Source organism: Gordonia sp. B8661-1, assembly GCF_059427765.1.
The window spans coordinates 524842-539065 of the sequence record NZ_JCAHRL010000003.1; the positions used below are offsets into that span (position 1 = coordinate 524842).

The 14224-nt window shown below is 68.4% G+C and carries 14 protein-coding genes; 10 read left to right on the plus strand and 4 right to left on the minus strand.

All coding sequences use genetic code 11. The features are described from left to right. Nucleotides 1–45 precede the first annotated feature (45 nt). The 4 genes from fabG1 to AC4JJG_RS09895 all read left to right on the plus strand — a co-directional run bounded on the left by fabG1 (nt 46) and on the right by AC4JJG_RS09895 (nt 3086). The gene (fabG1, locus tag AC4JJG_RS09880; protein WP_495400650.1) at nt 46–777 is read left to right on the plus strand and encodes a 3-oxoacyl-ACP reductase FabG1; all 732 of its coding nucleotides are present in this window, start codon (nt 46–48) and stop codon (nt 775–777) included. Nucleotides 778–834: 57 nt separating this feature from the next. Continuing rightward, a complete protein-coding gene (gene inhA, locus AC4JJG_RS09885; RefSeq protein ID WP_495400649.1) occupies nt 835–1674 on the plus strand; it encodes an NADH-dependent enoyl-ACP reductase InhA in 840 nt (279 codons plus the stop codon). 10 nt (nt 1675–1684) lie between these two features. After that, nucleotides 1685–2746, plus strand: coding sequence for a ferrochelatase (locus tag AC4JJG_RS09890; protein ID WP_495400648.1), 1062 nt, complete (start codon nt 1685–1687; stop codon nt 2744–2746). A 136-nt stretch (nt 2747–2882) separates the two neighbouring features. Continuing rightward, a complete protein-coding gene (locus tag AC4JJG_RS09895; RefSeq protein WP_495400647.1) occupies nt 2883–3086 on the plus strand; it encodes a hypothetical protein in 204 nt (67 codons plus the stop codon). Nucleotides 3087–3130: 44 nt separating this feature from the next. Here AC4JJG_RS09895 and AC4JJG_RS09900 read toward each other — a convergent pair whose 3' ends face one another. Beyond that, nucleotides 3131–3904, minus strand: a complete 774-nt coding sequence (locus AC4JJG_RS09900; protein ID WP_495400646.1) for an Rv1486c family protein — start codon at nt 3902–3904, stop codon at nt 3131–3133. 111 nt (nt 3905–4015) lie between these two features. Here AC4JJG_RS09900 and AC4JJG_RS09905 point away from each other — a divergent pair, with 111 nt between their 5' ends. The 3 genes from AC4JJG_RS09905 to AC4JJG_RS09915 all read left to right on the plus strand — a co-directional run bounded on the left by AC4JJG_RS09905 (nt 4016) and on the right by AC4JJG_RS09915 (nt 6687). Beyond that, nucleotides 4016–4861, plus strand: coding sequence for a DUF3097 family protein (locus tag AC4JJG_RS09905; RefSeq protein WP_495400645.1), 846 nt, complete (start codon nt 4016–4018; stop codon nt 4859–4861). Between the two features lie 78 nt (nt 4862–4939). After that, complete coding sequence (locus AC4JJG_RS09910; protein ID WP_495400644.1) at nt 4940–5368, plus strand: NfeD family protein; 429 nt, start codon at nt 4940–4942, stop codon at nt 5366–5368. Between the two features lie 56 nt (nt 5369–5424). Further along, on the plus strand, nt 5425–6687 hold the full coding sequence (locus tag AC4JJG_RS09915) for an SPFH domain-containing protein (protein WP_495400643.1): 1263 nt from the start codon (nt 5425–5427) through the stop codon (nt 6685–6687). A gap of 4 nt (nt 6688–6691) precedes the next feature. On the opposite strand, the gene AC4JJG_RS09920 is transcribed toward AC4JJG_RS09915, so the two are convergent. From AC4JJG_RS09920 to AC4JJG_RS09930, 3 genes are all read right to left on the minus strand, one after another. Then, a complete protein-coding gene (locus AC4JJG_RS09920) occupies nt 6692–7294 on the minus strand; it encodes a hypothetical protein (RefSeq protein WP_495400642.1) in 603 nt (200 codons plus the stop codon). Further along, nucleotides 7291–7896 (minus strand): hypothetical protein, encoded by a 606-nt coding sequence (locus AC4JJG_RS09925; protein WP_495400641.1) that lies wholly within the window; start codon nt 7894–7896, stop codon nt 7291–7293. The genes AC4JJG_RS09920 and AC4JJG_RS09925 overlap by 4 nt, the downstream gene beginning before the upstream one ends. 105 nt (nt 7897–8001) lie before the next feature. Continuing rightward, nucleotides 8002–8715 (minus strand): TVP38/TMEM64 family protein, encoded by a 714-nt coding sequence (locus tag AC4JJG_RS09930; protein WP_495400640.1) that lies wholly within the window; start codon nt 8713–8715, stop codon nt 8002–8004. Between the two features lie 211 nt (nt 8716–8926). Here AC4JJG_RS09930 and AC4JJG_RS09935 point away from each other — a divergent pair, with 211 nt between their 5' ends. The 3 genes from AC4JJG_RS09935 to meaB are packed head-to-tail and all read left to right on the plus strand — an operon-like array spanning nt 8927 to nt 14138. Beyond that, nucleotides 8927–10873, plus strand: a complete 1947-nt coding sequence (locus tag AC4JJG_RS09935) for a methylmalonyl-CoA mutase family protein (protein WP_495400639.1) — start codon at nt 8927–8929, stop codon at nt 10871–10873. Continuing rightward, entirely contained in the window at nt 10870–13134 is a 2265-nt protein-coding gene (gene scpA, locus AC4JJG_RS09940; RefSeq protein ID WP_495400638.1) for a methylmalonyl-CoA mutase, read from the plus strand. Before AC4JJG_RS09935 ends, scpA begins: the two co-directional genes overlap by 4 nt. Then, on the plus strand, nt 13131–14138 hold the full coding sequence (meaB, locus tag AC4JJG_RS09945; protein WP_495400637.1) for a methylmalonyl Co-A mutase-associated GTPase MeaB: 1008 nt from the start codon (nt 13131–13133) through the stop codon (nt 14136–14138). The genes scpA and meaB overlap by 4 nt, the downstream gene beginning before the upstream one ends. The last annotated feature ends 86 nt before the right edge of the window (nt 14139–14224 follow it).

The following is a 14224-nucleotide window of genomic DNA, read 5'->3' on the forward strand; positions in this document are numbered from 1 at the left end:
AACCTGCTCGGCGTCCGCGGATCATGAACCGATAGGTTTGCATTCATGGCAGATAGCACCGCACCGGGACCCGTGTCCCGCTCCGTTCTCGTCACCGGCGGCAACCGTGGCATCGGTCTGGCCGTCGCCCAGCGACTCGCCGCCGACGGTCACAAGGTGGCCGTCACCCATCGCGGCTCGGGAGCCCCCGAGGGCCTGTTCGGCGTGCAATGCGATGTCACCGACAACGAGTCGGTCGAGCGGGCCTTCAAGGAGGTCGCCGAGCATCAGGGGCCGGTGGAGATCCTCGTGGCCAACGCCGGTATCACCGACAACATGCTGCTGATGCGGCTCTCGGAGGAGTCTTTCGAGAAGGTCGTCGACGCCAACCTCACCGGCGCGTTCCGCTGTGCGAAGCAGGCCACCAAGGGTATGCAGCGAGCCAAGTGGGGTCGCATGATCTTCCTCGGTTCGGTCGTCGCGACGTCCGGCATCCCGGGGCAGGCGAACTACGCCGCCTCGAAGGCCGGGCTCATCGGTCTGGCCCGATCGATCGCCCGTGAGGTCGGATCGCGCAACATCACGGCGAACGTCGTGGCGCCCGGTTTCATCGACACCGACATGACCGCCGCCATGGAGGACCGCTACATCGAGATGGCCAAGCAGGCCATCCCACTCGGGCGCACCGGCAAGCCCGAGGACGTCGCCGCCGCCATCAGCTTCCTCGCCTCGGACGAGGGCGGTTACATCACCGGCGCCGTGATCCCCGTCGACGGTGGCATGGGGATGGGTAATTAGCCTCCCGGCCGTCGCCGCAGATCCGACAGACATCGACCCCCGACCCAGGAGTACTCAATGACCGGCATCCTCGACGGCAAGACCATTCTGGTCACCGGCATCATCACCGACGCCTCGATTGCCTTCAGCACCGCCAAGGTGGCCCAGGAACAGGGCGCCACCGTGATCATCACCGGAATCCCGGAGCGGTTGCGGCTCATCGACCGCATCGCGAAGCGGCTGCCGCAGGAGGTGCCGCCGGCGATCCCGCTCGACGTGACCGACGAGGAGTACCTCGGTGGCCTCGCCGACAAGATCCGCGAGCTCGCACCGGAGGGTGTCGATGGCGTCGTGCACTCGATCGCCTTCGCCCCGCGCACACTGATGGGGCCGGATGCACTGCCGTTCCTCGAGGGACCGGGGCCGGACGTGGCGAAGTCGTTCGAGATCTCGGCGTGGAGTTACGCCTCGCTGGCGCGCGCCGTGCTGCCCGCCATGAACGAGGGCGGCTCGATCGTCGGTATGGACTTCGATCCCCGTACCGCGTTGCCCGACTACAACTGGATGGGCGTCGCGAAGGCCGCGCTCGAGTCGGTGAATCGCTACGTGGCCCGCGAGGTCGGTTACGCCAAGCGGGTCCGTTCGAACCTGGTGGCTGCCGGTCCGATCAAAACCCTTGCTGCCAAGGCGATCTCGGGTACCGCCACCGATGACGCCAAGAAGCTGAACATGCTCAACGAGTACTGGAACGGCGCCTCGCCGATCGGCTGGAACGTCGACGATCCGGAGGTCGTCGGCAAGAGCGTGGTGGCATTGCTGTCCGACTTCCTGCCCGGTACCACCGGCTCCATCGTGTACGTCGACGGTGGCGCCAGCCACAACACGTGGTTCCCGGAGAAGTTCATGGACGAGGCCTGAGCCGCCGGCGATGACCGGGTCCACCGGCTTCGACGCCGTCCTGTTCCTCTCCTTCGGCGGGCCGGACGGCCCCGACGACGTCATGCCGTTCCTGGAGAACGTCACGCGAGGCCGTGGCGTGCCCCGCGAACGACTCGAGGCCGTCGCCGAGCACTATCTGCACTTCGGCGGCGTGTCACCGATCAATCGACTCAACCTCGACATGATCGATGCCCTCCGGGATGTGTTGCGCGAGCGGGGTATCGATCTTCCGGTGTACTTCGGCAACCGCAACTGGCACCCGATGGCCGAGGACACCCTCGCCGAGATGTATCGCGACGGGCATCGGCGGATTCTCGTGTTTCCGACGTCGGCGTGGGGCGGGTACTCCGGCTGCCGTCAGTACCACGAGGACATCGGCCGTGCGATCGACGCCCTCCGCGATCGGGAACCCGCCAGCATCGACGATCCGGTGCTGTTGCGCAAACTCCCGCAGTACTGGAACGAACCCGCGTTCGTGGCGGCCGGTGCCGACGCCGTCCGGGGTGCGTGTGCGGAACTGCCCGAGTCCGACGAGGCGCCGCGTCTCGTGTGCACCGCACACTCCGTACCGGTCTCCGCCGACCGCACCTCCGGTCCGCCCGACGAGGGTGGGGGACTCTACTCACGTCAGGTCGCGGCCGCCGCGGATGCGGTGACCACCGCTGCGGGGATGAGCGATCGCGATCAGGTGTGGCAGTCGCGTTCCGGCCCGCCGCAGATCCCCTGGCTGGAGCCGGATATCTGCGATCATCTGGAAACGATTGCCGGACAAGGCGCCACGCAGGTCGTCGTCTACCCGGTCGGGTTCATCTCGGATCATCTCGAGGTGATCTGGGACCTGGACAACGAGGCCGCCGAGGAGGCGGACCGTCTCGGCGTGGATTATGCACGCGCCGCTACGGTGGGTACCGATCCACGGTTCGTGGAGATGATCGCGGACCTCATCGGACGCTACGCCGACGGCGGGGGAGACCTGGAGGCTCTCGGGTGCGGCGACAACGGCGGGCCGTGCCGGCCGGGCTGCTGTGAGCCGCCGGCTCGTCGCGGTTGAGTGCTTTGACCGATTGTGCGCTCCGGCAGCACTTTCCGGTCTGTCCGATCGGTGGCCGGATACCGCGGAGAGATGGCATGCTGACCGTGGTCGCGGCGCGTGGGACCGCGGCATCAACAGGTCAGGAGATGAACGCATGGCAATCGCCGACAAGTTCGACAAGGCGTACGAGGACAAGTCGATCGACGAACTCGCCGCTGCTCCGGTGGCCGCCCTGCAGGGCGTGAGCGACAAGGATGCCGAACTCCTCAAGGAGGCCTTCAACATCACCACCGTGAAGGATCTCGGCACCAACAAGTTCTTCCGGTGGGCACAGGCGGTCGCCACACTGGCCGAGTGAGAGCACGTCGTGCCACCGCCGGCCCATGGCGGCGGCACGACGGGTCAGGCCAGCAGCCTCGACAGGGTCCGGTTCATCGCGGCGGTGCGGGCGGTGCGCGCCAGGCCCGACAAGCGACGCAGTTCGTCGTCGCCGGTGACGGCCTGACCGGCCGTCACCGCGGGTACGGCGTTGCGGGCGGCGTCCACGATCGCCTCGACCTGTGCCGCGGTATCCACCATCCGGTCGGCGCGCGCGTCGTCGTGTGGCGGCAGGGATATCCGCAATTCGGCGGTGCGCGTCCGGATCCGTTCACGGAGATCGGCCGGTGCGAAACGAACCCCCGAGAGTCTGCCGATGATCTGTGCACTCTCCGAGACGGCTTGTCGCAGTTCGTATTCGATGTCGCCGGCATTCTCCGGCCCGACAGTGGGGCGTGCGACGGGTGCGCGGAACACCTGCCAGCGGCAGGTCGTCCCGTCGCATGCGGGCACCACCACGAGTGGATCGGCTCCGGTTCCGTCGTCGACGATGACGGCTTCGCCCGATTCGACGGCGGCCGCGGTGGCGGCATGCGGGGGCATGCCCTGGGGATCGCCGGGGGACGGCAGGCGCACGGTGATCGACCGGGCGCCCCGGAAGAGTCCGAGTACTCCGAGCACGCCCTCGGCGGGTTCGACGCCGTCGGCACACGGTTCGACGACGTGCCGATCGGCGAATTCCGCGAGCGTGTCGGCGACGTCGTCGGGCGCGCATCGACCGGCGACCCAGGCGGCGGCCCAGCCCGCGAGGGCGCAGGCGGGCAAGGCCTGTCGCAGAGTCCGGTCGGTGGATGTCACGGGGATCCACGATACCGGCGGCGCGACGGTCGGCGACATCCGTCACTGCCGGACGGGTTGTCGGCGTGGCGTGCTGCGGTGAGTGGTTGTCGCACCTAGCGTCTGGAGACCATGGCCGACGATCGTTATGGACGGGATGTGCTCTCCGCGCCCCGGCGGAAGGCTCCGCGGGTGCCGGAGGTGGCCGCCGAGCGGGACCTGGTGGCCGAGGATGCGGCGACCGGGTTCTGTGGCGCCGTGGTCGGCTGGGAGAAGTCCTATGCCGGCGATCTGGTGCGCCTCGAGGACCGTCACGGGCAGACGCGGGTCTTCCTGATGAACCCGGCGGCATTCCTGATCGACGGCAAGCCGGTGACACTGGTGAAGCCGAGGGCGGCGGGCCGGGCGCCGGGCGCGCCCGCCGCGCCGACGATCAATCGCACGGCGTCGGGATCGCGTGCGGTAGCGCGGCAGCGCGCACGCACCGCCCGGGCGAGCCGCATCTTCGTCGAGGGAGTGCACGACGCGACTCTGCTGGAGCGCGTCTGGGGCGACGACCTGCGAGTCGAGGGAGTTGTGGTGGAGAGCCTCGACGGTCTCGACAATCTCGACGACGCGCTCGTGGACTTCGGCCTCGCCGACAACCGGCGGGCCGGTGTCCTGGTCGACCATCTGGTGGCGGGGTCCAAGGAGATGCGACTGACCGAGCGACTCGGCGACCACGTGCTCGTCTGCGGGCACCCGTACATCGACGTCTGGCAGGCGGTGAAACCCGCGTCGGTGCGGATCCCCGCCTGGCCGGTCATCCCGCGCGGAACCGATTGGAAGACCGGGATCTGCCGTGAATTGGGTTGGGGCACACCACAGGACGGCTGGCGCAGGGTGCTCGGCGGTGTCCGCGATTTCCGGGATCTCGAAGTGGACCTGTTGCGATCGGTCGAGGAGCTCATCGACTTCGTGACCGCCGCCCCGGAGTGAGTACACGGCAGGTAGGCGGAGAGTTCGTCGCGGTGTGATCGCCGACCTGCGGGAGGGCCGGTCTGGCAGACTGGAGTCATGACCGCGCTGATATGGCTGGGAGCCGCGAACCTGTTGGTCATCGCGGAGATCTTCAGTGGCGATCTCGTCCTGCTGATGCTCGGCGGTGGGGCTCTGGCGGCAGCCGGTGCGGACGAGGTGTTCGATCCGCCGATCTGGGTCGACGGCGTGGTGTTCGCGGTGGTGTCGGTGCTCCTGTTGCTCGTGGTCCGGCCGATCGCGCGACGGCATATGCTCTCGCGACCGCGCGTGCTCACGAACGCCGAGGCGCTCGAAGGCCGTCCCGCCGTGGTCACCGAACAGGTCGACGGACAGGGCGGTCGGGTGAAGATCGGCGGTGACGTGTGGTCGGCGCGCGCCTTGTCTGCGGACGACGTCTTCGAGACGGGCGCCCACGTGACCGTCACGGCGATCGACGGCGCCACCGCGGTGGTCTCGCGGATCTGATCAGGAGTCAATCGTGTCCGGGGGCGTGAGCCCGCCGGGAAGGGAAGAGGATCCGGATGGAAATCTTCGGTTTGGTCGTACTCGTACTACTGGTCCTCCTGGTGGTGGTGACCCTCGTCAAATCGGTCGCACTGATACCGCAGGCCGAGGCCGCGGTGATCGAACGCCTCGGGCGCTACACGCGAACGGTGTCCGGCCAGCTGACCCTGCTCCTGCCCTTCATCGACCGGATTCGCCAGCGCGTCGATATCCGTGAGCGGGTGGTCTCCTTCCCGCCGCAGCCGGTCATCACCGAGGACAACCTGACCCTGTCCATCGATACCGTCGTCTACTTCCAGGTCACCAATCCGCAGGCCGCGGTCTACGAGATCGACGACTACATCGCCGGCGTCGAACAGCTGACCATCACCACGCTGCGCAACGTCGTCGGCGGCATGACCCTCGAGGAGACACTGACCTCGCGCGACTCCATCAACGGGCAGCTGCGCGGTGTGCTCGACGAGGCCACCGGACGCTGGGGCCTGCGGGTCGCGCGGGTGGAATTGAAGAGCATCATGCCGCCCCCGTCGATCCAGGAGTCGATGGAGAAGCAGATGAAGGCCGACCGCGAGAAGCGGGCGACCATCCTTGCCGCGGAAGGCAATCGGGAGTCGGCGATCAAGACCGCCGAGGGCAACAAGCAGAGCCAGATCCTCGCGGCCGAGGGTGCCAAGCAGGCGGCGATCCTCGGGGCCGAGGCCGAACGCCAGTCCCGCATCCTCCGCGCACAGGGTGAGCGTGGCGCGGCCTACCTGAGGGCGCAGGGTGAGGCGAAGGCGATCGAGAAGACCTTCGCGGCGATCAAGTCGGCCCGCCCGACGCCGGAGTTGCTCGCGTACCAGTACCTGCAGCAGCTGCCCGAGATGGCCAAGGGCGAGGGCAGCAAGGTGTGGGTGGTGCCCTCCGATTTCGGTTCGGCCCTACAGGGTTTCGCGAAGTCCTTCGGAGTGCAGGGCACCGACGGTGTGTTCCGGTACGAGCCGTCGGCCGACGACAGCCCCACGCCGGTCGACGAGTCGGAGATCGAGGACTGGTTCTCGCTGGCCAGTGACCCGAAGGTCGCGCAGGCGGTCGCCGAGGCCGAGGCGGTGGCGCGCACGCCGATCGCCGAGACGGATACCCCGGCCGCCCGCGCGGCCCAGCGGGAGGTCACCCGGCAGTCGAGGCTTCAGGTGGAGGAGCGGCAACCGTCCCCCGAGCCGAACCCCACCGATCCCGCTGCGCGCAATCCGGCGGTCACTCCGCAGGCGGCCGACGATGAGCAGGGGCCGGCCGTATAGGCGGTCAGTGCAGGATCAGATAGCCGAGACCGGACATGCCGGCCGCCCACAGCACCGACGCGAAGGTTCCCATGATGAACTGTTCGCTCGCATGTGGGGCGCGCAATTCCGGGTAGCGCGCAAGGCTTTTCACCGCGAGGATGACGGCCATGCCCTCCGGCCAGCCGACGAGGAGCACGATGGCCACCGCCGAGCGCTCGAGGTAGCCGATGACGCGTCCGCCGCGCAGGGGGCCGACCACTGCGCGTTCCGGATCGTCGGTGTCGTCGGGGGTGGCCGGGTCGCCTGCCCCGGATGCGGGTGCCGGGCTGATCACGCCACCGGCGGCCAGTACCCGACGGACCACGAATCCGCCGCCGGTCGTCGCCGCGACCACCGCCGCGCATGTGGTGACGACCGCCCCGACGCCGTGTGCGGCGCCGCCGGCGAGCGCGAACCCCGCGACGACGGCTGCGATCACGGCGAAGAGCACGACCGTGACGGAATCGATCACGGGTCGGGGATCGTTGTCGGATCCGCCTCGGCGAGTGATGGTTTCCCGCACGATGGCCGGTCCGATCGGGATCAGGGACATGACGACGAGCAGGACGATGGCGGTTGCGGTCATGCGGTCTCGGCCTCTCGGTTCGGTGCGTCGGCACGGGTGAGTAAGTCGGTGACAAGTGCGAACGCGTCGTTCTCGATGTCCCAGCGTGCGGTGCGCAGTCGCAGGGACATCGCCTGCGGGGTGATGCCGAGCTCCTTCGCGGCGGCCTGCTGGGTGGCGCCCGCCCGCATCGCGGTGACGGCCTCGTGTCCCGCGTCGCTCCGCGCGCGCAGGACATCGGCCAGGAGCGCGGCGGCGGTCTGTGCGTGTCGGCATGCCTCCTCGTCGCTGCCGCGGACCGCGAGCGGGACGCGCTGTCCCTTGGCGGCCTCCACCGCGTCGCGGGCGTATTCGAAGGCCGGGCCGCGGCCGGCGCGTGTCTGCTCGGGGAGTGGCTCGTCGACGCGGGCCACTCCGAGCCCGACACTCCAGTGGCCGTCGGCGGCGACGGTGATCGCGAGTCTGGCCGCGAGTTCGGGATCGTCGGTGACCGCCTGGACCTCGTCGCCTGCCGTACGTTCGAAACCCCGGAGCAGTTTTTCGCCCGCGACCGAGGTCAGCAGATCGTCGACGCGATCGATGTCGGTGCGGCTGCCGCGCTGGTCGATGGTGAGAACGAACATGGGCTCGTCATCCTTACCGGCCGCTAGTGGGCGACCTGTAGGCAGGATATCAAGCTGTAAGGCTTGATTGTCAAGTATCAAGTCCAATAGCTTGATATTGCTCGATCAAGCAACAGGGCTTGAACCGGAAGGCGCGGGCGACGTCGCCGTCGTCGACGTGGTCGAATCCCGGCGCACGGGCAGCCGCGCGTCCAGGATCAGTCCGATCACACCGGTCGCGAACAGGGCCGCGCTCAGCAGCAGGAGCCACGGATTGCGCTCACCGGTCAACGCGTTGCCGAGCAGCACCACGGCCGCCGTTCCCGGCGCGATCCCGACCGCCGATGCCAGCAGGTAGGGGAGCAGGCGCACCGACGACAGCGCCGAACAGTAATTGGCGACCGAGAACGGGCACGCCGCGATCAGTCGCAAGGAGCCGACGGCGAGCCATCCGCGCCGCTGCAGCCGATATTCGATGGCGGCGAGCACCGGTTTCTTCAGATAGGGCCGCACGCGTTCCCGGCCCAGTCGACGGACCACGATGAACGCCAGCAGCGCGGCGCTCATGGAGGCGATCATGGCTCCGGCGAAGCCGACGGCCGGCCCGAACAGCACCCCCGACATCACCGTGAAGGTCGTCCGCGGAACGGGGCCGACGGTGATGATCGCGTAGGCGGCGAAGAACATCCAGGCAAACCAGGGGCCGAGACCGTCGCCCCAGTCGCGGACGCTGGCGACCGAGGGGAGCGGGATGAGATAGGAACCCACCAGAAGGGCCGCGACGAGAGCCGCCCCGAGGAGTGCCCGGCGCAGCACCCTGGGATCGATACGGGACGGCACCAGGGCCACCTTACTGGGGTGACGCGGTACCGAAGTCCGAAGCCGCCGGGTCGCCGCAACCCTGGTGAGTCGATTCACATCGACGGCCTCATGTGAGGGCCGAGCGAGCGTTCGGCTAAAGTCGAGAACGCGCTCGACCGAGCGACTCGGTACGCCCGCTTCGCCACCGCCGGCCCGCCCGGACGGGGCAACATGGAGGTTTCGCTCACCCATGCCGCAGACCAACGAACCGGATTCCGCGTCGACCGCCCGTTCGCTCGACGAGGCGTACGCAGCCTGGTCGGACGCCGCCGCGGCGGTCCTGGCGAAGGCGCGCCGCGTCGACGCCGCGGAACTCCCGGACACCCCCGAGACGCTGCTGTCGACGCACACCCTCGACGGTCTCACCGTCCGCCCCCTCTACACACGCCGCGACGAGATCCCCGAAGCGGGACTTCCCGGCGAGTTCCCGTACGTCCGCGGGGCCGACCCCGATCGGGACGTGACCGTCGGATGGCGCGTCACCGAGCGCTTCGGCGACGGTGATCTCGACGGCAGCGCAGCCGAACTCAACAACGCGGTTCTCGACGCCCTGGGCAACGGTGCGAGCGGACTCTGGCTCTCGTTCGGCAACGGCATCACCCCCGACGATCTGCCTGCGCTTCTCGACGGCGTCTACCTCGACCTGATCCCGGTGACACTCGACGCCGGAAGCGACGGCATCGCGGCCGCCCGCGCACTGCTCGACCTCCGCGCCCGGGCCGACTCGGCGCCGCAGGCCGCACCGGCGACCGCCGCGACCATCACCTCGCTCGGATTGTCGCCGCTCACCGCCGCGTACTCCGGACGCCCGACGGTCGACGCCGCGGAGGCCACCGGTCTCGCCGCCGGACTCGGCGACGCCGCCGGATCGGTGCGCACTTTCCGCGTAGACGGCACCGATTTCGCGACCGCGGGCGCCGACGACGTCGTCGAACTGGCGCTGATCGTCGCCGCTGCGGTCGAGCATCTGCGCGATCTCACCGGGGCCGGACTCTCCGCCGCCGATGCCCTGCGGCAGATCAGCTTCGCCGTCGCCGCGGGCGACGACCAGTTCGCGACCATTGCCAAGTTCCGCGCACTGCGCACTCTGTGGGCCCGCGTGGCCGAGGTTCTCGGGGCGCCCGAGGCCGGTGCCGCGATCACGCACGGCGTCACCGACCTGTCCATGCAGTCGCAGCGTGACCCCTGGGTGAACATGCTCCGCACCACCATCGCCGCTTTCGGCGCCGGTGTCGGTGGCGCCGACCAGGTGACGGTGCTCGGCTACGACGCCGCGATCCCCGCCGACCGGCGGACCTCGAGTGCGACCTTCTCGCGGCGCATCGCGCGCAACACGCAATTGCTGCTGCTGGAGGAATCCAATATCGGTCGCGTCCTGGATCCGGCGGGCGGATCATGGTTCGTCGAGTCCCTGACCGTCGACCAGGCGGCTGCGGCCTGGGCGCTGTTCACCGAGATCGAGGCGGCCGGTGGATATCGTGCGGCGCTCGAGTCGGGCTGGGTCGCCGACCGGGTCGATGCGTCGCTGGGCCGCCGGGACGACGCCGTCGCCCATCGGTCCGCCGCACTGACCGGAGTCAACGAGTTCCCGAATCCGGACGAGAAGCCGCTCGGCGACGGCGCCGCCGACACCACCGACATCCCGCTCGGGAGCCCGCGTCTGGCACGTGTCGGGCGGGCCTACGAGAAGTTGCGCGACCGTTCCGACGCGATCCTGGCCGCCGATGGTCAACGGCCCGAAATCCTGCTGCTGCCTTTGGGATCCGTTGCCGAGCACAATGGACGCACGACCTTCGTCGCCAACCTGCTCGCCGCAGGCGGCATCGCGGTCAACAATCCCGGACCGTTGACCGCCGACACCATCGCCGGGGCCGTGGCACCGACGACCTCGATCGCGGTCCTGTGCGGAACCAAACAGCGATACGCCGACGACGGTCCGGCCGCCCTCGCCGCGGCACGCGCGGCCGGCTTGCAGACCGTGCTGATGGCCGGCGCCGACAAGGAGTGGCCGGACGGCGACGATCGTCCCGACGGCTCGCTGCGTGTCGGTATCGATGCCGTTGCCGTTCTCAGTGACCTGCTGGACCGGCTGTCGCCGGCTACCTCCACCCCCGAGTCCGCTGGAGCATCATCATGACCCAGACCGAATCGACGTCCACCGTCCCGAACTTCGCCGATGTGCCGCTGACCTCCGGGAGTGCCCCGGTGGCAACGGGTTCCGCCGGTTCGGCGACCGAACGACTCGCCTCCGCGCACGGCTACACGGCCGAACAGGTCACCTGGAGCACGCCCGAGCAGATCGACGTGCAGCCCGTCTACACGCGGGCCGAGCGCACCGAGGTCACCGACGGCGGCGACCACCCGTACCCGCTCGATTCGATTCCCGGTGAGGCGCCGTTCATCCGCGGGCCCTATCCCACGATGTACGTCAACCAGCCGTGGACGATCCGCCAGTACGCCGGGTTCTCGACCGCGGCCGAATCGAACGCCTTCTACCGCCGGAATCTGGCCGCGGGCCAGAAGGGTCTGTCGGTGGCCTTCGACCTCGCGACGCACCGCGGCTACGACTCCGATCATCCGCGCGTCGCCGGCGACGTCGGCATGGCGGGTGTCGCGATCGACTCGATCCTCGACATGCGTCAGCTCTTCGACGGGATCGACCTGGGCAATGTCTCGGTGTCGATGACGATGAACGGCGCCGTCCTGCCGATCCTCGCGCTCTACGTGGTGGCCGCCGAGGAACAGGGCGTACCTCCGGAGAAGCTGGCCGGGACCATCCAGAACGACATTCTCAAAGAGTTCATGGTCCGCAACACCTACATCTATCCGCCGAAGCCCTCGATGCGGATCATCTCGAATATCTTCGAGTACACCAGCCAGAAGATGCCGAAGTTCAACTCCATCTCCATCTCCGGCTATCACATCCAGGAGGCCGGGGCGACGGCCGATCTGGAACTCGCGTACACACTTGCCGACGGCGTCGAGTACATCCGCGCCGGTCTCGAGGCCGGGCTCGACATCGACAAGTTCGCGCCGCGCCTCTCGTTCTTCTGGGGCATCGGCATGAATTTCTTCATGGAGGTCGCGAAGCTTCGTGCCGCGCGCCTGCTGTGGAGTGAGCTCGTCGCACAGTTCGAGCCGAAGAACGCGAAATCGCTGTCGCTGCGCACACATTCGCAGACCTCCGGGTGGTCGCTGACCGCGCAGGACGTGTTCAACAACGTGGCGCGAACCTGTGTGGAGGCGATGGCCGCGACCCAGGGACACACCCAGTCGCTGCACACCAACGCCCTCGACGAGGCCATCGCTCTGCCGACCGACTTCTCCGCCCGCATCGCGCGCAACACCCAGCTGTTGCTGCAGCAGGAGTCCGGAACCACCCGGCCGATCGACCCGTGGGCGGGTTCCAACTACGTCGAGTGGCTAACCCATCAGCTTGCGCAGAAGGCTCGCGCACATATCGCCGAGGTCGAGGAGACCGGCGGAATGACGCAGGCTATCAACGAGGGGCTGCCGAAGCTGCGCATCGAGGAGGCCGCCGCGCGCACGCAGGCCCGTATCGATTCGGGTCAGCAGCCGCTCGTCGGCGTCAACAAGTACCAGGTGACCGACGACGAGGAGATCGAGGTCCTCAAGGTCGAGAACTCCAAGGTGCGCGCCGAACAGCTCGACAAGCTCAAGCGCCTGCGCGACGGTCGCGACCAGGCGGCGGTCGACCACGCGCTCGCGGAACTCAGCCGCGCCGCGGAGTCCAACGAGGGCGGTCTAGAGAACAACCTGATGGCCCTGGCCATCGAGGCCGCTCGGCATCAGGCCACCGTCGGCGAGATCTCCGACGCCCTGGAGAAGGTCTATGGTCGGCATCAGGCGGAGATCAAGACCATCAGCGGTGTGTATCGGCATGAGGCGGGCGATGTGAGCAATGTGGACGCGGCCATCGACGTCGTGAAAGCATTCGCCGACGCCGAGGGTCGCCGTCCCCGTGTGCTCGTCGCCAAGATGGGTCAGGACGGCCACGACCGCGGCCAGAAGGTCATCGCCACCGCCTTCGCCGACCTCGGCTTCGACGTCGACGTGGGTCCGCTGTTCGCCACCCCGGAGGAGGTCGCGGCGCAGGCCGCCGACAACGACGTGCACGTCGTCGGTGTGTCCTCCCTGGCGGCCGGCCACCTGACCCTGGTGCCCGCATTGCGCAAGGCACTTGAGGAGGTGGGACGTCCCGACATCATGATCGTGGTCGGCGGCGTGATCCCGCCCGGTGATTTCGACGAACTGCACGAGGCCGGTGCCGCGGCGATCTTCCCGCCGGGCTCCGTGATCGCCGACACCGCGGTGGAGCTGATCCGGAAGCTGGCCGAGCGTCTGGGCCACGAGCTCCCCGACACCGCCGCATCGTGACCGGCGGGACGCCGGGGCCGGCCCGCCGGGTCGACGTCGACGCCCTGGAGGAAGGCGTGCTGGCCAATCGCCGGGCTGATCTGGCGCGGGCGATCACCCTGGTCGAATCGACGCGACCGGATCATCGCGCCGCAGCGCAGGAGTTGCTGCTGCGCCTGACGCCGGAGTCGAGCAAGTCTTTCCGGGTGGGGATCACCGGTGTTCCCGGGGTCGGGAAGTCGACGACTATCGAGACGCTCGGCATGTACCTCATCGAGCAGGGACATCGCGTGGCCGTGCTCGCCGTCGATCCGTCGTCGACCCGCACGGGTGGTTCGATTCTCGGTGACAAGACCCGGATGGGCAGGCTCTCCGGCGAACCCAACGCCTACATCAGGCCGTCACCGACATCCGGCACGCTCGGCGGCGTCGCCAAGGCGACACGCGAGACGATCGTGCTGGTCGAGGCGGCGGGCTTCGATGTGGTCCTCGTGGAGACCGTCGGCGTCGGTCAATCCGAGGTGACCGTCGCGAACATGGTGGACACCTTCACCTTCCTGACCCTGGCACGCACGGGAGATTCGTTGCAGGGCATCAAGAAGGGCGTGCTGGAACTCGCCGACCTGGTGGTGGTGAACAAGGCCGACGGCAAACACGTCAACGAGGCGAAATCGGCTGCGCGTGAACTCCGGAACGCGCTGAAGCTCATCTACCCCCACGACGCGCTGTGGACGCCACCGGTGCTCACCATGAGCGCGATCGAGAACACCGGCGTGGACGACTTCTGGACCGCCGTGCTCAAGCATAAGGAAACCCTTACCGCCGCAGGCGAATTCGAGGCACGCCGCAACCAGCAGCAGATCGACTGGACGTGGGCGATGGTCCGCGACGAAGTGCTCTCCCGGCTCGCCGACAGTCCGTCGGTGAAGTCCATCCGCCGTGACGTGGAAAACGGAGTGCGTTCCGGTGATCTCACGCCTGCGCTGGCGGCTCAGCAGATCGTCGAGGCCTTCGACAAGCGGTGATCTCGATACGCTTCCTCGCCTGGCGGCTCGGAGGCTACTCGATCAGCATCGGGTGGGGGCGTGTTGTCGCCTGGACGGCTCGGACT

Excerpts from the sequence above, each read along its gene's own strand:
- fabG1 (WP_495400650.1), top strand. The coding sequence starts at position 46 with ATGGCAGATAGCACCGCACCGGGACCCGTGTCCCGCTCCGTTCTCGTC.
- AC4JJG_RS09925 (WP_495400641.1), bottom strand. The coding sequence starts at position 7,896 with ATGTTCGTTCTCACCATCGACCAGCGCGGCAGCCGCACCGACATCGAT.
- inhA (WP_495400649.1), top strand. The coding sequence starts at position 835 with ATGACCGGCATCCTCGACGGCAAGACCATTCTGGTCACCGGCATCATC.
- AC4JJG_RS09915 (WP_495400643.1), top strand. The coding sequence starts at position 5,425 with ATGGAAATCTTCGGTTTGGTCGTACTCGTACTACTGGTCCTCCTGGTG.
- AC4JJG_RS09895 (WP_495400647.1), top strand. The coding sequence starts at position 2,883 with ATGGCAATCGCCGACAAGTTCGACAAGGCGTACGAGGACAAGTCGATC.
- AC4JJG_RS09910 (WP_495400644.1), top strand. The coding sequence starts at position 4,940 with ATGACCGCGCTGATATGGCTGGGAGCCGCGAACCTGTTGGTCATCGCG.
- AC4JJG_RS09920 (WP_495400642.1), bottom strand. The coding sequence starts at position 7,294 with ATGACCGCAACCGCCATCGTCCTGCTCGTCGTCATGTCCCTGATCCCG.
- AC4JJG_RS09890 (WP_495400648.1), top strand. The coding sequence starts at position 1,685 with ATGACCGGGTCCACCGGCTTCGACGCCGTCCTGTTCCTCTCCTTCGGC.
- scpA (WP_495400638.1), top strand. The coding sequence starts at position 10,870 with ATGACCCAGACCGAATCGACGTCCACCGTCCCGAACTTCGCCGATGTG.
- AC4JJG_RS09935 (WP_495400639.1), top strand. The coding sequence starts at position 8,927 with ATGCCGCAGACCAACGAACCGGATTCCGCGTCGACCGCCCGTTCGCTC.
- AC4JJG_RS09905 (WP_495400645.1), top strand. The coding sequence starts at position 4,016 with ATGGCCGACGATCGTTATGGACGGGATGTGCTCTCCGCGCCCCGGCGG.